Annotated in this window: 14 protein-coding genes; 1 reads left to right on the top strand and 13 read right to left on the bottom strand. The window is 66.5% G+C overall.

The annotated features are described in order from the left end of the window. Positions 1-136: 136 nt before the first annotated feature. A complete protein-coding gene (locus tag XcuCFBP2542_RS17075; RefSeq protein WP_104605218.1) occupies positions 137-778 on the top strand; it encodes a S41 family peptidase in 642 nt (213 codons plus the stop codon). A 140-nt stretch (positions 779-918) separates the two neighbouring features. Here XcuCFBP2542_RS17075 and XcuCFBP2542_RS17070 read toward each other — a convergent pair whose 3' ends face one another. The 13 genes from XcuCFBP2542_RS17070 to XcuCFBP2542_RS17010 all read right to left on the bottom strand — a co-directional run bounded on the left by XcuCFBP2542_RS17070 (position 919) and on the right by XcuCFBP2542_RS17010 (position 20191). Continuing rightward, a complete protein-coding gene (locus tag XcuCFBP2542_RS17070) occupies positions 919-2568 on the bottom strand; it encodes a chemotaxis protein CheA (protein ID WP_104605216.1) in 1650 nt (549 codons plus the stop codon). A gap of 2 nt (positions 2569-2570) precedes the next feature. Continuing rightward, a complete protein-coding gene (locus XcuCFBP2542_RS17065; protein ID WP_104605214.1) occupies positions 2571-3197 on the bottom strand; it encodes a protein phosphatase CheZ in 627 nt (208 codons plus the stop codon). Then, the gene (gene cheY / locus XcuCFBP2542_RS17060; protein WP_167526872.1) at positions 3197-3589 is read right to left on the bottom strand and encodes a chemotaxis response regulator CheY; all 393 of its coding nucleotides are present in this window, start codon (positions 3587-3589) and stop codon (positions 3197-3199) included. Before cheY ends, XcuCFBP2542_RS17065 begins: the two co-directional genes overlap by 1 nt. Positions 3590-3623: 34 nt before the next feature. Beyond that, positions 3624-4391 carry an RNA polymerase sigma factor FliA gene (locus XcuCFBP2542_RS17055; protein ID WP_104605212.1) on the bottom strand — a complete coding sequence of 256 codons (768 nt, stop codon included), beginning with the start codon at positions 4389-4391 and terminating at the stop codon, positions 3624-3626. Next, the gene (locus tag XcuCFBP2542_RS17050; RefSeq protein ID WP_010374294.1) at positions 4388-5272 is read right to left on the bottom strand and encodes a MinD/ParA family protein; all 885 of its coding nucleotides are present in this window, start codon (positions 5270-5272) and stop codon (positions 4388-4390) included. Before XcuCFBP2542_RS17050 ends, XcuCFBP2542_RS17055 begins: the two co-directional genes overlap by 4 nt. Further along, entirely contained in the window at positions 5259-6941 is a 1683-nt protein-coding gene (gene flhF, locus XcuCFBP2542_RS17045) for a flagellar biosynthesis GTPase FlhF (protein ID WP_104605210.1), read from the bottom strand. The genes XcuCFBP2542_RS17050 and flhF overlap by 14 nt, the downstream gene beginning before the upstream one ends. A 713-nt stretch (positions 6942-7654) precedes the next feature. Beyond that, entirely contained in the window at positions 7655-9391 is a 1737-nt protein-coding gene (locus XcuCFBP2542_RS17040) for a type IV secretory system conjugative DNA transfer family protein (protein ID WP_104605208.1), read from the bottom strand. A gap of 275 nt (positions 9392-9666) precedes the next feature. Then, positions 9667-11760, bottom strand: coding sequence for a flagellar biosynthesis protein FlhA (gene flhA, locus XcuCFBP2542_RS17035; RefSeq protein WP_104605207.1), 2094 nt, complete (start codon positions 11758-11760; stop codon positions 9667-9669). Further along, entirely contained in the window at positions 11757-12887 is a 1131-nt protein-coding gene (gene flhB, locus XcuCFBP2542_RS17030; protein WP_104605206.1) for a flagellar biosynthesis protein FlhB, read from the bottom strand. Before flhB ends, flhA begins: the two co-directional genes overlap by 4 nt. A 101-nt stretch (positions 12888-12988) precedes the next feature. Further along, complete coding sequence (locus XcuCFBP2542_RS17025; protein WP_104605204.1) at positions 12989-15910, bottom strand: ligand-binding sensor domain-containing diguanylate cyclase; 2922 nt, start codon at positions 15908-15910, stop codon at positions 12989-12991. Positions 15911-16073: 163 nt separating this feature from the next. Beyond that, a complete protein-coding gene (locus XcuCFBP2542_RS17020; RefSeq protein WP_104605202.1) occupies positions 16074-19031 on the bottom strand; it encodes a ligand-binding sensor domain-containing diguanylate cyclase in 2958 nt (985 codons plus the stop codon). A gap of 90 nt (positions 19032-19121) precedes the next feature. Next, positions 19122-19913, bottom strand: a complete 792-nt coding sequence (fliR, locus tag XcuCFBP2542_RS17015) for a flagellar biosynthetic protein FliR (protein ID WP_104605200.1) — start codon at positions 19911-19913, stop codon at positions 19122-19124. 8 nt (positions 19914-19921) lie between these two features. Continuing rightward, complete coding sequence (locus XcuCFBP2542_RS17010; protein WP_104605198.1) at positions 19922-20191, bottom strand: flagellar biosynthetic protein FliQ; 270 nt, start codon at positions 20189-20191, stop codon at positions 19922-19924. Positions 20192-20552: the final 361 nt, after the last annotated feature.

The raw sequence follows: 20552 nt of genomic DNA, 5'->3' as shown, positions 1-20552 counted from the left end.
ATCTGGTCTTTGAGTTCGGGGCTGTAGTGGGCCATCGCGGTCTCCATCTGAGGATTCAGGGGAGCGGACAACTATCGTGACATGGGGGGCATCCGGGCAAGTGCTTCAGGTAAGGACAGATCCCACCGAGCACGCCATGGGAGAAAGACTCCTGGCCAAGCTCTATGAGCGAGTCGCCTATGAGCACCGGGAGTCGCTCGTTCTGGAATTCAACGAATTCAATACGAAGAATATGCGCTGGGTCACCCAGCAGGTCGCGTCTCATCCCGGGCAGCCGATCGTGCTTGATCTCCGGCTCAATCGCGGTGGAGTCGCAACGGCCATGGGTGACATTGCCAAGAACTTTCTTCCGGCAGGAACGCTGATTGGAACGGAGCGCGGTCGCGAATCGTCCATCGAGCTGCGTGTTCCAACAGGAATGACAGCAACGGATGTTCCAGTCACTGTCCTTGTCAGTGAAGCCAGCTCCAGTGCTGCCGAGGTTCTGTCGGCGACCCTGCAACGCTATCGCCGTGCCCGTGTGATTGGTCAGCGCACGGCCGGCCAGGTGCTGATTGCGCAGGTCTACTCACTTGATCGTGGCGCAAAAATTCACATTCCGATCGCCTCTTTCAAGGATTCCTCCGGTGTCTCGCTCGAAGGGCGGGGAGTCACCCCGGATGTGACCATCGCCAGTTCCCTGACTGACATCCGCAACAACCGCGATGCCGCGCTCGACTGTGCAGCCACGATCAATCGTGGGGGGGAGTGTTCCAGCGCGCCGGCGCATGCGCCTTGACGATACGAGGATCGGTCCATCACGCCGAGGTGTCCAGCTGCGCTCTGCGGTGGCGGTCAGCCTCAGCGAGATCGCACATGACCTACCTGATGGGGGGAGCCTGCTGCTTGGCCGAATCCCCAAGCCCCCAAGCCCCCAGCTCAATGATCGCTGGAGCGCAATCCATCCACATCCAGGATCAAGGCCATGCGTCCGTCGCCGATCAGGGTTGCGCCGGCGTAGCCGGGCAGGCCGCGCAGGGCGCGTGGTAGCGGTTTAATGACTACTTCCTCGCGGCCGCGCACCTGGTCCACCACCAGGCCGAAGCGGGTTTCGCCGGCCTGCAGCAGCACCACGGTCAGTAGCGGCGGTTGTTCGGCGGGCACGCCCAGCCAGCGGCGCAGGTCGATCAGGGGCAGGGTGTGCGAGCGGCGGTCCAGCACGGCGCGGCCGTCGAACCAGCCCAGCGAGGTCTGCGGGGCGTGCAGCACTTCGACCACGCGTGCCAATGGCAAGGCGTAGACGGCTTCGCCGGCCTGCACCAGCAACGTGGGCAGGATCGCCAGCGTCAGCGGCACGCGGATCATGAAGCGGCTGCCGCGGCCCAGTTCGGACTGGATCTGGATCTGGCCGCTGAGTTCGCGGATGCGCGATTGCACCACGTCCATGCCCACGCCACGGCCGGAGATGTCGGTGACCTCGACCTTGGTGGAAAAGCCCGGCATGAAGATCAGGTGCAGGCACTCGTCGGTGCTCAGGCGGGCGGCGGCCTCGGCGTCGATCAGGCCCTTGTTGCGGGCGATCTCGCGCAGCCGCTCGGGGTCGATGCCGGCGCCGTCGTCCTGGATTTCGATGCTGACGTAATCGCCTTCCTGCTGCGCGGACAGGCGCACATGGCCGCTACGTGGCTTGCCGGTGGCTTCGCGCAGGGCCGGCGATTCGATGCCGTGGTCGATGGCGTTGCGCACCAGGTGCACCAAGGGGTCGGCCAGGGCTTCGACCAGGTTGCGGTCCAGTTCCGTCTCGGCGCCGATCAGTTCCAGTTCCACTTCCTTGGACAGGGTGCGCGCGACATCGCGCGCCACCTTCGGAAAGCGCGCGAAGACCTTGCTCACCGGCTGCATGCGGGTACGCATGACCGCGGTCTGCAGGCGCGCAGTGGCGATGTCCAGCGTGCTCACCGCGCGGTCGAGTTCTTCATCGCGCAGGCGGGTGCGCAAGGTCTTCAGGCGGTTGCGCGAGAGCACCAGTTCGCCGATGAGGTTGACGATGGCGTCCAGCCGTTTGGTGTCCACGCGCACGGTCTGCTCGGCCTCGGCACCGGCCTTGGCTGCGGCCTTGGGGCCGGCCTTGGCGCCGGGCGCAGCGGGTGCGTGGGCGTCGTGCGCCGGTGCGGTGGCGCCCTTGGGCACGGACTTGACCGCCGGTGGGCCGCTCTTGGCATCGAATTGCGCAATCAGCGTGGCCGGTGCGTGCGGCACGGGTTCACCCGAGCCCATCGCATCCAACATGGCCTGCAGATAATCCAGCGACTGCTGCGCGGCATCGAAGTGATGCGCCTGCAACACCGCCTGGCCAGAGCGCGCCATGCCGAGAGTTTCCTCGGCGGCGTGGCACAGCTCCACCATGGGTTTGATCGCCAGGAAGCCGGCGCCGCCCTTGAGGGTGTGGAAACCGCGGAACACCGCGTTGAGCTGGTCGGCTTCGTCTGGTGCCTGTTCCAGCGACACCAGCTGTTCGCCGAGGCGGTCCAGGATTTCCTGGGCCTCGACGATGAAATCGGCAGCAATATCGTCTGGAACAGCACTCATGGTTACAACCCCAATCCGGACAGCAGGTCGTCGGCGTCGTCCTGCGACACCGCATGACGGTCCAGGCCCTTGATGGCGGGGCCGGCAAGACCGCCGTCGTCTTTCTTCGGTTCGGTACTCTTCGGTGGCAGGCCCAGTGCACCAAAGCCCTCATGCACGCGGCGCACGATGCCGGCCACGCGGCGGATGATCTGCCCGCTGAGGTCCTGGTAGCTCTGCGCCAGCGACAGTTCGGTCAGGTTGTGGCGCATCTTGTCCAATAGCGCGGCCTGGTCCTGATTGAGGCCGCCGTCGCGCAGCTGGTTGGCCAGCACGCGGCATTCCTCGACCAGGTCCAGGGTGCGGTGGCTGGCCTTTTCGGTCATCTCCACCACATGGTCCAGGCGCGAGCAGGCATCGTCCAGTTCGCCGGCCTCGTCGGGCACGGTGGGCAGTTCGCCCAGGGCCTGTCCCAGTTCGCGGGCGAGCCGGCTCAGGCTCTGCATCATCGGGCGCGTGCGCAGGGCGGCGAGGTGATCGACCTCGCGCCGCCAGGCAACCTGGTCACCGCTTTCCAGTGCATCGAGCGCGTGTTGCAGGCGTTCGATCAGCGCGGCACGTTCGGCATCGGCTTCGACGGTGGCGTTCATCAGGCGGTCGCCGTCAGACGTTCGAACACCTTGCCCAGCTTCTCTTCCAGCGTTTGCGCGGTGAACGGTTTGATGATGTAGCCGTTCACGCCGCACTGGGCGGCTTCGATGATCTGCTCGCGCTTGGCTTCGGCGGTCACCATCATCACCGGCAGGTGCTTGAGCTTGGCGTCGGCGCGGATGTTGCGCAGCAGGTCGATGCCGGTCATGCCGGGCATGTTCCAGTCCGTCACCACGAAATCGAACGGACCTGCGCGCAGCGCAGCCAGCGCGCTGTTGCCATCCTCGGCCTCTGCGGTGTTGGTGAAGCCAAGATCTGCCAACAGATTCTTGACGATGCGTCGCATTGTCGAGAAGTCGTCCACGATCAGGATCCGCATGTTCTTGTTCACATCAAGCTCCTAACACGAAAAATACGCGAAAAAATCAATCGTCATTTTCGACACCGGCATCGGCCAGTTCGAATACCTTGAGGCGGCCGCGCAAGCGCACCACGGCCTGGCCGTGGATCTGGCAGACGCGCGATTCGCTGACACCGAGTACGGCGCCGATTTCCTTCAGGTTCAATTCCTGTTCGTAGTACAGCGACAGCACCAGTTGCTCGCGCTCGGGCAATTGGCCGATGGCCTTGCCCAGCTCGCGGCCGAATTCGCCCCGTTCCATCATCTGCTGCGGATTGGGCCCGCCTTTGGCGGTGGTGTCCAGCTCGCCGTGATCTTCGATGCGCGATTCCAGGCTCAGCACCTGGCCGCGTGCGGCGTCTTCCATCAGGCGCAGGTAGTCGGGCAGCGGCATCTCCATCGCGGCGGCCACTTCGGTGGCGGCGGCGGCACGGCCGGTGTTCTGTTCGATCTTGCGCACGGCGGCGGCGGCATCGCGGGCACGGCGGTGCACCGAACGCGGCACCCAGTCGCCACGGCGGATCTCGTCGATCATCGAGCCGCGGATCCGGATCGAGGCATAGGTCTCGAACGAGGCACCCTGCTCGGAGTCGTAGCTGCGCGAGGCTTCGATCAGGCCGATCATGCCGGCCTGGATCAGGTCGTCCACTTCCACGCTGGCCGGCAGGCGCGCAGCCAGATGGTGGGCGATGCGGCGGACCAGGTCGGCGTGCTGGGTCACCACGTCGTTGGCGTTGTTGCGCTGCACGGCGCGGTACTGCGCGCTGGCCGTGGTTGCGGTAGCGGTGCTCATGCGGCCACTCCCCGTTGAATGATGCGTTCGACAAAGAACTCGACGTTGCCGCGCGGCACGGTGGGAGCCTGCCAGCGCGAGGTACGGCGAGCGATTTCTGCGATGGCCTGCGCCGACGGACTGGCGGGGTAGGCCTTGATGACCGGCTGCTGACGCTGCACCGACAGGCGCAACCAGTCGTCCTGCGGCACGTGGCCGAGATAGTTCAGCGACACGTCGCCGAGGAACTTTTCGCAGACGCGGGAGAGCTTGTCGTACAGCAGGCGGCCTTCGTTGGGGTCGCGCACCATGTTGGCGATGATCTGCAGGCGGTCCACGCCGCGTTCGCGCGAGAGCACCTTGATGAGTGCGTAGGCATCGGTGATCGAGGCCGGTTCATCGCAGACCACCACCACGGTGTCCTGGGCGGCCTGGCAGAAGGTCAGCACGCTGTCGGTGATGCCGGCGGCGGTGTCGATGACCATCACGTCCAGATCGCGCTCCAGCTCGGAGAACACATTGACCAGGCCGATGTGCTGGGCGGGGGCCAGTTCGGCCATGTGGCGGCGGCCGGAGGCGGCCGGCACCACCAGCACGCCGCCGGGGCCTTCGATGATGACTTCATCCAGCGTGCAACGGCCGGCGATCAGGTCGGCCAGGGTGTACTTGGGTGAAAGCCCCAGCACCACGTCCAGGTTGGCCAGGCCAAGATCGGCGTCCAGCAGCAGCGTGCGCTTGCCCATGTCGGCAAGTGCCACGGCCAGGTTGGCGGAGATGTTGGTCTTGCCCACGCCACCCTTGCCACCGGTCACGGCAATGGTGCGCACCGGGCCCAGGGGCTCGGGACGGGTTGCCGACAGGGGGAAGGCGTTGGTCAGCTTTGCGTATTCACGCGACTGCATGGTTGTGCTCCGGAGTACAGGGCTTATCGGCAGCGCGCCGTAAATCTTCAAGGCGAAGAACGAGACTGGCGGCATTGGCGCGGTGCAGGTCGTCGGGGACCCGCTGTCCGTCAGTCACCCAGGTGATGGGCAGTTGGTGATCGACCACCACCGACAGGGCACTGCCGAAGCGGCCGGTCTCGTCGAGTTTGGTCAGCACCACGCCCTGGGGCTTGGCGTGGGCGAAGCGGCGCACGACCTCGTCGAGGTCGGCGAAATGGGAGTTGGCGGGCAGCACCAGCAGCGAGGTGACTTGCTGGGCGGCGCGTAGCCAGTTCAGCTGGGCGGCCAGGGCGCGATCGCGCTGGCCCATGCCGGCGGTGTCGATCAGCACCAGCTTGTAGTCGCGCAGGCGCTCCAGCAGGGCGAGCAGGCTTTCGGCGCTGTCGGCTTCGTGCACGGCGATACCGAGCTGGCGGCCGTAGCTGTGCAGCTGCTCGCGGCCGCCGACGCGCAGGGTGTCGGTGGTGACCAGGGCCACGTCGCGCGGGGCGTGCTGGGCGGCGAAGCGCTGTGCCAGCTTGGCGATGGTGGTGGTCTTGCCGGCACCGGTCGGGCCGACCAGGGCGATCACCCCGCCGCGTTCCAGCGGGTCGATCGGGGTCACCGGCAGGCGCTTGGACAGCAGGCCCAGCATCAGCCCGCGGCCACGGTGCAATTCGGTGTCGGCCGGGATCTGCAGGGCCACGTCGCGGGTGAGGCCGGCGTCGAAGCCATAGTCGTCCATCAGTTCCAGCGCTTGCGCGCGCACCGGCGAGCCGCGCAGGCGCTCGTCGGTGAGGCGGTTCATTTCGCGCTCGATCATCTGCCGCATCAGCGCCAGCTCGCCGCGCAGCTGCTTGAGTTCTTCGTCGTTCTGCGCGACCGGCGCGGCAGCCACCGGCACGGCGGCCAGCGCAGCGGGGGCCGGCGGGGCGACCACGATCGGTGGCAAGGCGGCCGGCGGCAGGATCTGCGGCAGGGACTGGTCCAGATCGAAGTCGGCCGCGTCGACGAACGCCTCGTCGTCCTGGCCCTGGTCGGCGTAGGCGGGGGCGGCAACCGTGGCGGCCACGACCGGAGTCGGCGCCTGGACCGGGGCGGCCTGCACGGCGGGGCGCTGCACCGGAGCGGTGGTCAAAAAGTCGGCGAACAGCTGTTCCGGCACCGCCGACAGCGCGTGTTCCTGGCGCTGCACGACCGGTGCGGCCAGTTCCTGCACGGCCGGCATCGGCGCGGCGCTGCGGATCGGGGTGGCGACCGGCGGCTGGCGCGGCACGCTGGCCGGCTGGCGCAGGGCCATGGCGGCGATCATCTCTTCGGCGGCGCTGGCCACGCGCTGGCGGTGGCTCATGCCGGTCTCGGCGGCCGGCTTCAGCGGGGCGTGGACTGGCGCGGCGGGGCGGGCGACAACCGGTGCCGATGCCTGCTGCACGGGCGCCTGCTGCACCGGGACGGTGGTGGCCGGGGTGTCGCGGGCAGTTTCCAGGGCGCGCTGCACCAGCTCTTCGTCGTAGTTGCTGGCGGCGACGATCTCGATGCCTTCGGCGGTGCGACGGTTGGACAGGATCACGGCATCCGGGCCGTGTTCCTCGCGTACCATGCGGAATGCAGTGCGCATGTCCGGGGCGACAAAGCGTTTGATCTTCATGCCAGGTACCTCCAGGAACAGGACCCGCCGGACGCCGGACGGGTGCGCGATGAATGTGGGTGTGTTGCCAGCGTCATGAGTTGCCTGTCCCGTTGGTAGTTCCAAGTCCTGCCATCGACCCCGTAGCGGTGGTGCTGGCTGCGGTCTCGCCAGGGCTAATGCATGCGGCGTGCCAAACACCGCAGTGCCGGGTTTCCGGCGCGGGAACCGCATGGGACGCAGGGCAGGTGGATCGACCGCTGGCGGCGGCGGTCAGGCGATTGCTTGAAGAAGGCGTTGCGCCTTCACGACGTCGGCACGCCAGGCGGGGGGATCAGGGGGCAGGCGTTGCCAGTGCTGGAACGGTCAGCTTTCCGCCGCTGCGGGAGGGTGCGCCGTGTCGGTGCTGGACGTGGGTGGGGCGACCGGTTCGGGCATCGGTGCTGCGCTGGATTTCTGACGCGGTACGCGCATCGGCCCGGCGAGGTGGCCATCACTGCCCCGCCGGATCAGGTTGGTTTGCAGCGTCGACATGGCACGCCGCCTTGTGCCTGTACGAGCTGGGTGCGCGCATTGGGCCAGGTCACCAGAGGCATCCAGCCCGTCCTGTCCGGCCCATTCCCTCCGATTGCGCCACCAACCCGCCCAGCCTGCGCGATGGCGCTGGCAGGAGTGAGGTCACTTGCGATCCCCGGATAGAGCGACGCAACCGGTAGACGATGCAGCGCGATGCGCTATGGCCTGGCGTTGTCGTCCAATGCCAATGCCGGAATCGCCACCGGGTCCATGATGCGCTTCTTCAAGACCGAGTCCTTGAAGAACCAGTTCTTCTCGCAGCGGATCGGCTTGCTCCCTTCGAAGAACAGCAGTTCGTCGTTGCCGGGCAGCTCCTTGATCTCCTGCGGCAGCATCAGGGCGCGGCGCTCTTCGGTAAAGTTGTATGACACGTTGCTGCCGCCGCCGCCCTTGCTGGTGGAGCGGTGACGCTTGCGGATCGTCGTATATCCCAGCATGTCGCTGTAGGCGTTGGCGTCTTCCTGCTCGCGCGGGGTGAAGACGATGCTGGCGGCATGGTTGGTGATGAAGTTCTGCGCGTCGTCGGCGCCATAGGTGGCACGCAACTGCGACTGGCTCTGGATGATGCACAAATCGCGTACGCCATAGCTGGCAGAGATGGAGATGCGCTTGGACCAGACATCGACCCGGCCCATGGCGGTGAATTCGTCCATCAGCATCAGCATCTGGTATTTGAGCTTGGGATCTTCGTTGAGCTGTTTATCGAGATTATTACCGATCACCGAGCTGAAGAAGATATTCAACAGCTTGCTGCTTTCATCCAGTTTCTGGGTGGGGATGATGACGTACACGGTGGTAAGCCGCTTGCGGATGGCGGTGACGTCGATATCGGTGGCGTTGGTGGCGGCTGCCAGGATCGGGCTCAGGAACTGTTGCAACGGCGCCTGCATGGTGGCCATGACCGAAGAGAACGTCTGTTCCGCCAGGCCGGCCAGCGCACTGAAGGTGGAGCGCGTCTGTGGGCTGATGAAGCTGAAATTCTTGGTGGTGATGATTTTTTTCAGCAATTCGGCCGTGTTCTCTCCATTATTGCCGCCGGTGGAGAAGCGCAGGATGCGTTCGAAGCTGGGAAACAGGCTGCTTGTGTTGGGGTCTTCCACGCCTGGAAATCCAGAACTTCGCATGTCGTGCCAGTTCTCGAACATATAGGAGGCGAATGCGGTGAATGCGGTACGCGCCTGGGTGACCCAGAAGGCGTCTTTGCCGGGCTCGTCCGGATACAGGATCGCGGCCATGGTCTGGATGGAGGCGATGCGCTCGCGCGGATCTTCGGGTACCAGGGTCAATGGGTTGAAACGATGGGTCTGGCCATTGGTGGCGTAAGGTGCCCAGACATAGATCTTCTGACCTTGCGAGGCCCGGTATCCGCTGGTGGCCTTGAACAACTCGCCTTTCAGGTCGAGCACGACCATGGATTGTTGGTAGGTCAGCAATACGGGGATGGCAATGGAGGTGGTCTTGCCGGAGCGCGTGGGTGCCACCACGATGACGTGGAGCGCGCCGTTGATGTAGATATAACGGCCACCGAGCTTGCCGACCAGGATGCTTTCCGGCTTTTTCTCCAGCATGCCGGCTTTCTTGAGATCACCGACAGTGGCAAAGCTGGCTTGCCCATGCAGGGATTGCTGTTTTTTTCTCAGCACGGGAATCAACAGCAGCAACCAAGCGATAAAGGGCAGGCCGAAGCCGATGATGCCGCTGATCTTGATGCGGGTGACGTAGGGTTGCACTTGCGGAAGGTCCAGCGCCCTCCAGTAGTCCAGATAAGTGGTCGCCTTCAATGGCACCTGCAATTTCAGCAGCATCAGCGTCATGTAACCGGCCAGATACAACCCGGCGACCAATGCAAGGACCAACAGCATCGCTGCAATGCCCGCCTTTCCCTTACTACCCATGCGTCCATCTCCGTGTGTGATTGCCTCCGCGCGCTCACCGGTGCCCAGCGGGAGGCGGTCTTTGTCCAAGCGGCGTTCATCATAGATGAGTGCGGCGGGAACTGGCGTCGCGGCGGCGTCAACTGCCCTGTAGGCCACGGCTGACCAGCACGGAAACCAGAGGCGCCGGGTCGCGTCGGTGGGGCAGCAACAGGAGGCCGCAGTGGACGCACCGAAGTGCGTCAGGCGGAGAGGGGAGCGCGAAGGGAACCCTGGCCAGCGCCGGGCTTGCCGCCTCAGCTGATGGTGCCGACCAGTTTCAGGCGCTTGTCTTCCGGCACTTCGCTGTAGGCCAGCACCGACAGGCTGGGCACGCTGTGGCGGACCAGGCGGGCCAGCGCCGCGCGCACCTGGCCGGGCACCAGCACCACCGCCGGTTCGTTGCGGGCTTCCTGCTTGCCCACGCAATCGGCCAGGCTCTGATGCAGTCGTTCGGCCAGGCCCGGCTCCAGCGCCACGCCGTTGCCATGGGTGGAGTCCTGCAGCACGCGTTCCAGCTGCGGGGCCAGGGTGAACACCGGCAGCTCGGCCGACATGCCGGCGATCTCCTGCACGATGAAGCGGCCCAGCGAGGTGCGCACTGCGGCGGTGAGAGTGGCCGGGTCCTGGCTGTGCGGGGCATGCTCGACCAGGGCTTCGACGATCTTGCGCAGTTGGCGCACCGGAATGCGCTCGATCAGCAGGTTCTGCAGCACGCGCACCACCACCGACAGCGGCAAGGCTTTCGGGGTGAGGTCTTCGACCATCTTCGGCGCGGTCTTGCCCAGGGTGGCGAGCAGTTGCTGCACTTCTTCGTGGCCGAGCAGTTCGGGAGCGTGTTCGCGGATCAGGTGTGACAGGTGGGTGGCAACCACGGTCGCCGGGTCGACCACGGTGTAGCCCATCGATTCGGCATAGGCGCGCTGGTGCGTCTGGATCCAGGTAGCGTCCAGGCCGAACGCCGGGTCCTTGCCGGGGATGCCGTCCAGCTGGCCGAGCGCGCCGCCCGGGTCCAGCGCCAGCTCGCGGTCGGGATGGATCTCGGCGGTGGCCACCGGCACGCCGTGCACCAGCAGCCGGTAGGCGTTGGCCGACAGCTCCAGGTTGTCGCGGATATGCACCGGTGGCACCAGGAAGCCGATGTCCTGGGTGAGCTTGCGGCGCACGCCCTTGATGCGCGCCATCAGTTCGCCGCCCTGGTTCTTGTCCACCAGCGGGATCAGCCGGTAGCCCACTTCCAGGCCCAGCGGGTCGATCGGGCGCAGTTCGTCCCAGCTCAGCTCCGAGCTGGCCTGGGCGGCGGTGGCCGCGGCAGCGGCCTGCGGATCGGTGGCGGCATCGCCGGCGGCCGGGGCGGCCAGGCTGCGCTTGTACATTTTCCAGGCGATCACGCCCAGGATCAGACCCAGCGTCAAAAACGCGACGTTGGGCATGCCCGGCACCAGGCCGACCAGGCCCAGGATGGCCGCCGCCACCGCCAGGGCGCGGTGCTGGCCAAACACCTGGCTAATCATGGCACCGCGCATGTCCTGCGCGCGCGAGGCGCGGGTCACCAGCAGGGCGACCGAGGAGGACACCAGCAGTGCCGGCAGCTGCGCCACCAGGCCGTCGCCGATGGACAGCAGGGTATAGGTCGACGCCGCATCCACGAACGACATGCCGTGCTGGAACATGCCCACCGCCATGCCGCCGATGAGGTTGATGAACAGGATCAGGATGGCGGCGATGGCGTCGCCGCGGATGAACTTGTTGGCACCGTCCATCGCGCCGTAGAAGTCGGCTTCTTCACGCACTTCCTCGCGGCGGGCCTTGGCCTCCTCGCGCGTCAGCAAACCGGCGTTGAGGTCGGCGTCGATGGCCATCTGTTTGCCGGGCATGGCGTCCAGGATGAAGCGCGCGGTCACTTCCGACACGCGTCCGGCACCCTTGGTGATGACCACGAAGTTGATGATGGTCAGGATCGCGAACACCACGATGCCCACGGCGTAGTTGCCGCCGATCACGAACTGGCCGAAGGCCTCGATCACCTTGCCGGCGGCGGCATGACCGTCCTGGCCATTGATGAGGATCACGCGGCTGGAGGCGACGTTCAGCGCCAGCCGCAGCATCGTGGTCATCAACAGCACGATCGGAAAGATGGTGAATTCCAGCGGGCGCTGCACGTACACCACCGCCAGCAGCACCATCAGCGAGATGGCGATGTTGAAGGTGAACAACGCATCCAGCACCGGTGCGGCCAGCGGCACCATCAGCATGGCCAGCATGGCCATCAGCGCCAGCGGGGCGCCCAGGCCGTTGCGCAGCAACTCCATGACGCGCCGGGCATTTAACGGGGCGGGTTGGGCACTCATGCGCTGGCTCCCTTGCCGAACTCATCCACGTCCAGCGACGGCACTTCCGGCATCGGGCCGCCGTTCCACCCGCGTAGCTGGTAGACGTAGGACAGGACCTGGGCCACGACCGAATAGAGTCTCACGGGAATTTCCTTGCCGATCTGGGCTTCCCTATACAAGGCGCGTGCCAAAGGCGGAGCGGTGACGATCGCCACGCGGTGCTGTTCGCCGGCTTCGCGGATGCGGAAGGCCATTTCGTCCACGCCCTTGGCCACCACGATCGGGGCGCGCATCTTGCCGCCTTCGTACTTGAGCGCCACCGCGTAGTGGGTGGGGTTCATCAGCACCACGTCGGCCTTGGGCACCGCTTCCATCATCTGGCGCTGCGACATCTGCATCTGCATCTGGCGGATGCGGCCCTTTACTTCCGGGCTGCCTTCGCTTTCCTTCATCTCGCGCTTGATCTCCTCGCGCGTCATCTTCAGCTTCCGCAGCCAGTTCCACTTCTGGTACGGCGCATCGATGGCGGCCAGCAGCACCAGGGCGCCGGCGGTGTAGAGCAGCAGGCTCTTGGTGAAGTCCAGGCCGTTGCCGACGGCCTGTTCCAGCGATTGGTTCACCAGCTCGCGCAGGCCTTGCAGGCCGCCGGCGAAGCACAGCCAGGCGGCCAGGGCCACGAACAGCAGGCGCAGCACCGACCTGACCAGCTCGGCCAGGCTGTTGCTGCCCCACATGCGCTTGACCCCGTTCATCGGGTTGAGCTTGTTGAGGTCGGGCATGAATGCCTTGCCGGAAAAATGCAGGCCGCTCATCAGCAGCGGCCCGACCAGACCAGCCAGCAGGCAGATGCCGATCAGCGGCAGCATCACCCACAGCAACTGCAGCAACAGGTCGCCGAAATGGCCAAACAACGCCATCGGGTTCTGCCGCATGGCCGGGTCGGGCGTGAGCGCGTTTTTCATCCATGCCTCCGCGCCATCGCCGATGCCGCTGGCCAGGGCCATCAGGCCGAACACGCCGGCACCGAACACCGCCGCCGTGGACAACTCGCGCGATTGCGGGATGTTGCCCTGTTCGCGGGCTTCGCGCAGGCGTTTTTCGGTGGGAAGCTCGGTACGCTCGCCGCCGTCTTCGGACTCGGACATGGGGCTGCCGGTGGGTGGTTAATCCTGCCTGATGCAAGTGGCGTGCCAATTGATGGTCGCGCGTGGGGAATGGGGCGGGCCGGCGCCCGGCCGCGCCGGCGTCAGGCAGCCGAGACGTCGGGTTCTTCCGGTTCGATCCGGTTGCGGCCGTGGCGTTTGGCCCGATACAAGGCCTCGTCTGCGCGTGCCAGCAGGGTGGCGGCGGTGTCGCCGGGACGGAACCAGGACACCCCGATCGAGCAGGTCACCTGCAGTGGATACGCGGCGCCCACCTCGTAGGGCGCCACGCCGATTGCCTCGTGAATGGCGCGCAGCCGGTGCTGGCTCTGGCGCTGCATGCCCGGCAGCAGCACCAGCAGTTCTTCGCCGCCGTAGCGCCCCACCTTGTCCGAATCGCGCAGGCAGGCGGTCAGCCGCGCGCCCACCCTGGCCAGCACCGCATCGCCGATCAGATGTCCGTGTTCGTCGTTGATCTGCTTGAAATGGTCCAGGTCGATCAGCACCACCGCCAGCGGTTGGTCGGCGCTTGCACAGGCCAGCAGTTCCTCGGCCATCGCCTCCAGGATGCCGGAGCGATTGAGCAGGCCGGTCAGTGCGTCGTGGCTGGCCTTCAGCGCCAGCGCCGCGCGGGCGCTCTCCAGATCGCGTTTTTCGCGTTCCAGCTGGTAGGTCCGTTCGGCCACCAGCTCGGCCAGCATGCGCTCGCGCGCGACCAGGTGGCGGTGCCGCCAGCGCCACAGGCCGATCAACAGGCCACCACCGATCAGCACGTACAGCGCAATTGCCGGCGGGCTGCGCCACCACAGCGGCGCGATCGCAAACGGCAGATCGACCACCGGCGAAACGGTGCGCCGGTAGCGGTCGAACAGCTGCACCTGCAGGCGGAAATGTCCGGATGGCAGTGGCGGCTGGTCGATCGACAGCTCGTTGCCCTGGATCCATTCCTCGTGCAGGCCGAGCAGGCGATAGCGCACGGACAGCCGGCTGGGGTCGTCATAGACTTCCATGCTCGACAGTTCGATATGCAGCGGCTTGTCGCTCCAGCCCAGCAACTGGCCACGCTGCACCGGCACGCCGCCGCGGCTGACGCTGTCGATGCGCACGCTGGGCAGGCGCTGCTCGAACAGGCGTCCGGGATCGTGCAGGTGACTGATGCCGCGCGAGGTGCCGATCCAGACCGAGCCATCAGGGTCTTCGGCGAACGCGGCTTCGGAGACGTCGTCCCAAAGCAGGCCCTGCGATTGCGACAGGTGCGCCCAGCGCTCGCCGTTGTAGACCTCCACGCCGCGCGCGTGTCCCACCCAGATCCGGCCGACGCTGTCGCCGCGCAACAGATACACACCGACATCGCGCATGGCTTCGTCGCTGACGGCCTGCAGGTCCAGCCGGCCGTCGAGCAACATGCCGTGCCACAGGCCAGGGCGATAGAACGCCAGCCACACCTCGCCGTCGTCGCTGAGATGGAACTTGCTGATCCACGGGTCTGCCGCGCCGCCATTGACCCGCACCGGGACCTTGGACCACTGCTTGCCCTGCAGCCGGAACAGGCCATTGGCGCTGGAGACCCACAAGGTGCCGTCGGCGGTATGCTGGATGTCGGTGTAGGAGATGGCGGGCAGCTCCGATACCGCCTGCAGCGTGCCACCCTGCTCGGGGTGTTCGACCACGAACAGGCCGCCGACGCTCAGTACCCACAACCGGCCCTGGCGGTCGATGTGCAGGCGTCTGCCGATGCGCGGAAGCTTGCCGATCTCGGCACTGCGGCCATCGGGCCACTGACGACGCAGCTGGCCTGCCGAACTGAGCGTCCACAGGCTGCCGTCTGCGCCGCGCGCCAGGCCCACGATCTGGATGCCGGCCTCCGGCAGGGCCGGGACGAACCGCTCGTGCGGATGCGCCTGGCGGCCGATGCCGTGTTCGTTGCCCACCACCAGGGCGTCATGCGCATCGCGTGCGATCGCCCAGGTCGGTGCGGCCGGCATGCCCTGCGAGGCGTCCCAGCTTTCGATCCATTCGTAGCCGGCCCAGCGCACCAGACCCTCACCGTCCACGGTCATCCACAGATCGCCGTCGCGGTCCACCACGATCGCGTCGCTGCTGCCCGGTGGCAGTCCGTTGGCGATCCCGAAGCTACGCCAATGGTCGCCCTCCCAGCGCAGCAGCCCGTCGTTGCGGCGTACCAGCACGCGTCCCTGGCGGTCCATCACCAACGGCGCCTGCCGTCCGATCGTGCTGCCATCCAGTAGCGGGGCGGGGCGCACCGCAAAGCGTGCCGCGCCGGGTGCGCGATAGATCAGCGTACCGGCGCCACGCGCCCACAGCCCGCCCTCGCGATCGCGCAGCACGCTGGACCAGCGATCCTCCGGCACGCCTTGCTCCGGCCCGTAGACCTGCACCTGGCGCTGCGCATCGATGGCGCACAGCTTGCGCGCGCAGCCGGCCCATAGGGTGTCACCTTCCACCGACAGGCTCAGCACCTTGGACAGCTCCGGTAGGCGGGCACGCGTGGCGGTGTCCAGCAGCGGCTCGCTCTGCCAGCGGCCGTTGCTGCGAGGGCTCAGGCGTTCCAGCGTTGCACCGTTGGCCAGCACCGTGCCCCATGCCGGGCTGGCCAGCAGCATGCCTTCCTGCAGGTGCGGGGCTTCGTCGGGAGCGAGCTTGCGCAAGCCGTGTTCGTCGCCGACAAACAGGGCCTTGAATCCGGCAACCCAGAGCTGGCCGTCGGCGGCCTGGCTCATCGCGTTGATGGGCTCGTTGCGCAGACCGCCCAGTTCCATCTGCTTGAAGATGCGCCCGTTGTAGCGATACAGGCCGCTTTCGGTACACACCCACAGCAGCGTGGCGCGGGTCTGCAACAGACAGGTGCCGGCCAGGCCCACCAGGCCCTGGTCATGCGCGTAGCGGCGGATGCTGACGCTCTGCGCCCCGGCCAGGCCGGCCACCGCCAGCCACGCCAGCAGCAACACCGCCACGTACGGTGCACGCCGGCCTGTTGACCTGCTCTGGTAGTGCAAGAACCCCACGGGCGTTGCAGTCTCCCACGCATCGTGCGTGCGGTTCGCGCGTGGCGCGCACCTCTCACGCTTCGGTTGGCAGCCCGTTACGGGCCGCGATATACCGACTAGCGGCTGTCGTTGCGGAATACTTTAATCATGCCGCGTGCAGCGTGGGTGCAGACGCCAGCGCTTACGCGTCGCTGGCTGGGGCGTCGCCGATTGCTTCCTCGGCATAGGCGATCCGGTTGCGGCCGTCGCGTTTGGCGCTGTACAGCGCTGCGTCGGCGCGCGCCAGCAGGTGTTCCAGGGTTTCGCCGGGCTGCTGCCACGCCACGCCGGCCGAGCAGGTGAGCTGCAAGCTGCCGCCGTCGATGTGGTATTGGCCGCAGATGCCACGGTGCAGGGCCTCCAGGCGATGTGTGGCGCCACGGTGCAGGCCCGGCAGCAGCGCCAGCAACTCTTCGCCACCATAGCGCCCGACCCGGTCATCGCCACGCACCAGTGCGTTGAGCCGGCGTCCGACGTCGGCCAGCACCGCATCGCCAGCCAGGTGTCCGTGCTGGTCGTTGACCTGCTTGAAGTGGTCCAGGTCGATCAACACCACCGCCAGCGGGCGCACTACCGGATCGGCGCCCAGCAGCAGGCTACGCAGCGCGGCCAGGATGCCGGCGCGGTTGAGCAGGCCGGTGAGTTCGTCGTGGCTGGCCTTGAGCGCCAGTTCGGCGCGTGCTGTTTCCAGGTTGCGCTTGTCCTGCTCCAGCTCGGCGGTGCGCTCGGCGACCAGTTTTTCCAGTTCGCGCTTGCGTCGCAGCAACTTGGCCGTGCGCCACCGCAACAGTCCGATCACTGCGGCGATGGCCAGCAGCAGATAGGCGAGCAGCGCCAGTGGGCCACGCCACCATGGTGGCGTCAGGACGAACTCGAAACGTGTGATGGGGCTGACGCTGCGCTGGCTGGCATCCACCGCCTGCACCTCCAGCGTGTAGCGTCCCGGGGGCAGCAACGGATAGCTCAGATGGCTCAACGAGGTGGTGGCCCAGCCGGCTTGGTGGCCTCTGGCCCGGTAACGGAAGCTGATGCGATCCGGGCCGCCCTCCGCACCGGGCGTACCGATCTCCACGTCCAGCGGGACCTGCGACCAGGGCACCTGCGCACCGGGGGCGATGGTCTGCTCGCCTCGGTGCACGCGCAGCACCTCCACCCGCAGCGGAGGTGCGGTAAATACCTGCAAGGGATCCTTCAGGTGGGTCAATCCACGGCTGCTGCCCAGCCAGATGCTGCCATCGGTATCTTCGAACAAGCCATTGGCGGACAGGTCGTCCCACAGCAAGCCTTCGCTACGGGTGGCACGCGACCAGTGCCCGTCTTTCAGCAGATCCAGTCCCTGGCTACTGCCCAGCCACAGGTTTCCCTTGCTGTCATGCCGCAGGATGAAGGGCATGACGCGCGCCACCAGCGGGTCGTTGACCGGGGTCAAGGTAATCTGCGCGGCGTCCTGCACGGTGCCGTGCCACAGGCCGGTGTCGCGCAATGACACCCAGAGCTGGCCGTCGGCGGAGAAATCGAGCAGGAAGAAATCGTGCGTGGGCAGGTCGCCATGGACCTGCACGCGAACCCAGCGGCCGTCCGCTTCGCGGCGATACAGGCCCTCGCGCGTGCTGGCCCACAGGCGTCCCTGGCGATCAAGGTCCAGGTCCACCACGAACACCGTTGGCACCATCGGTTCCTGCCTGGCCTGCGGCGGCATCCCGGGAGCAACCGAATACAAGCCGCGCGGGGTGGTGATCCACAGCACGCCTGCCGGGTCGAATTGCAGCTTGTTGATCGGAACGCCGAGCCGCAGCATGTCGATGGTCTTGCCGGTCTGCGGGTCGCGCCGCGCCAGCAGACCGGACGAGCGCCCCACCCAGGCCGCGCCATCGACCGGCGACAGCGCGATGGAGACCGCCTGCAGCAGCGGCTCGCCGTTGGCGAGCGTCCACGGTTGCACGCGTCCGGTCGCCGGATCCAGCACATTGGAGCCGGCATCGCCGCCCACCAGCAGTTCGCCGCTAGGTAGCCGCTGGATCGCCCAGGTGGGCGCTTCGGCCAGCCCCTGGCTTTCGTCCCAGTGCTCGATGGTGCCGTAGCCCAGCCAGCGCTGCACCCCCAGCCCGCGCGTGCCGATCCACAACTGGCCGGTGCTCTGCATCAGCAATGGGCCAACCATCGGGCTGATTCCTGCCCCCTTGTCGTGACCGAAATAGCGCCAGTGGTCGCCTTCCCAGCGCACCATGCCGCGATCGGAGCGGGTCAGCAGGCGGCCTTGCGCGTCTTCGGACAGGGTGGTGGCCGCTGAGAGCGTGTCGAAACTGCTGCCGGCCGGTGGCGGATGTGCCTGGAACTCGCGTTCGCCGGGCGCACGCGACAACACCGCGCCCCCGCCACGCAGCCACATCCGGCCCGCACGGTCACGGAAGATGGCACGCCAGTTCCGTTGTGGCACGCCCTCGGCGCTGCCGAGCAGTGCGACATGCCCGGCGGCATCGATGCGACAGACCTGTTTGCCGCAGCTGGACCACAAGGTCTGCCCATCGGCCAGCAAGGCCTTGCCGGCCGGCAGCAGGGTGCCGTCGTCCAGGCGCAACGGCAGTACCCGGACGCTCCAGCCAGCGGGTGCCTTCGGCGACAGCTGCAGCAGTTGGTTCTCGCTGACCACCACTGCGCCGTCCGCGTAGGCCGCGATCACGTTGCCGCTGTCGGCGCGGATCGGATTGCCATCGCGCAGGACCGGCGTGAAGGTACGGCCATCGCCCACGAAGACCCCGTTGACGCTGGCAACCCACAGACGTCCGCGACGATCCAGCGTCAAGGCCCGGATGAAGCGTGCGTCCAGGCCGCTTTCCTTGCCCACCAGGATGAAACGTTCGCGTTCGAAGCGGTGCAGGCCCAGCTCGGTGCCGATCCAGACCACCCCCTGGCGGTCTTCGAGCAGGCTGTTGACGGTCATGCCCTGCAGGCCGTCGGCCTGGCCATAGTCGCGAAGGCTGTAGGTCTGCGCGCCGACGCTCGCTGCCAGCACCCAGCCGATCAGGCACAGCGCAACCTGGCGGCAGCGCCTGTGGCCGTGCAAATCCCATGAAGCGAATAGCGCAAACAGGTTGGGCATTGGTGTCCGGGCAAGGAAGAGGATGGTCCACTCACACGATCGTCACCTGCGTTGGCGGCCGTTGTCCCTGAAACTTGAGCTGCGTCTCAATTAGGCGGTCAGGCCCCTGGCGGCGTCGAAGGCGGTATCGAACAGGCGCTGGACCGGCGGGGCGAACTCGCTGGCGAAGCTGGCCAGCAGGAACAAACCCAGCAGCACCGTCAGCGGCAAGCCGAGCTGCATCGGGTTGAGCGCAGGCGCGGCCTTGGACAGCGCACCGAAGGCCAGGTTGACCGCCAGCATCGCCACCATCATCGGCAGCGCCAGGGTCAGCCCGCCGCGCAGGACCTGCAGGAACAGCGTAGGGGCGACGTTGGCGAAGGCGCTGGCGTCGGGCAGGGCGGTGCCGATCGGCAAGGCCTTGTAGCTGTCCACCAGCAGGGCGATCACCGCCAGGTGGCCGTTGGCGGCGAAGAACAGCAGGCCGAAGCCGATATAGAACCATTGCGCGATCACGCCGGAGGTCACTCCGCGCATCGGATCGGACATCTGTGCGAACGACAGGCCGGTGGATTGCGACACCAGCTCGCCGGCCAGCGCACCGGCTTCGAAGATCAGCTTGAGCATGAACCCCATGCTGGCACCCACTGCCAGTTCGCGCGCGATGCTGAGCACGGCCGCCGCGGTGAATCCGTCCCATTCGGGCACTGGCGGCAGGATCGGGGCCAGTGCCATCGACAAGGTGCCGGCCAGCATCACCCGTACCCGTGCGGGCACGGCACGCGTGCCGATCAGTGGCATGGCGGTCAGCAGCGCACCGGTGCGCAGCATCGTCCACAGGATCGCCCCGACCATTGCGAACGCGCGCTGGCCATCGATCACCATCTGGGTGGCGGCATCCATCCGGTGCGCTAACCGATCAGATGGGGAATGCGCTGGAACAGCGCGATGGTGAATTCCACCAGATGCCCCAGCAGCAGGCTGCCGGTGGCGAACAGGGTGGCGGTCAACGCCACGGCCTTGGCGACGAAGGCGATGGTGGGCTCGTTCAATTGGGTGGCGGCCTGGATCACGCCGATCACCACGCCGACCACCAGCACCGCCAGCAGCATGGGGCCGGCGATCCACAGGACGGTGACCAGGCCACCACGCAATTCGGTCAGGGCGATTTCAGGGCTCATGGGGGTGGTGATGCAAGTAGGGTGCCAAAGGGGCGGGGATTGGGGATTGGTTGGTAGACGGGGATCTGATTTGCCTCGTGTTGCACTGTCTGTCGCTGTCGCTGTCGCTGTCGCTGTCGCTGTCGCTGTCGCTGTCGCTGTCGCTGTCGCTTTGCTCTGTTTTTGCTGTTGGCTTCTCATCCCCCCATACCGCAGCGGCAAGCCGGGTAGATACAACCCGTAGGGCGGCGCGCATGGATGCGCGACGTTTTTGTAAGGGACATGGATGTCGGTGGATTCACTCACGAAGTGCAAGGGTATCGTAGTTGAAAAAGACCTCGGCTGGAGTGAGATAGCTCAATCGTTTTCTGGGTCGGTTGTT

The sequence above is a fragment of the Xanthomonas cucurbitae genome (genome assembly GCF_002939885.1).
Taxonomy (GTDB): domain Bacteria; phylum Pseudomonadota; class Gammaproteobacteria; order Xanthomonadales; family Xanthomonadaceae; genus Xanthomonas; species Xanthomonas cucurbitae.
The sequence above is the reverse complement of the archived record's forward strand: the minus strand, read 5'-3'. Positions and strand labels throughout refer to the sequence as shown.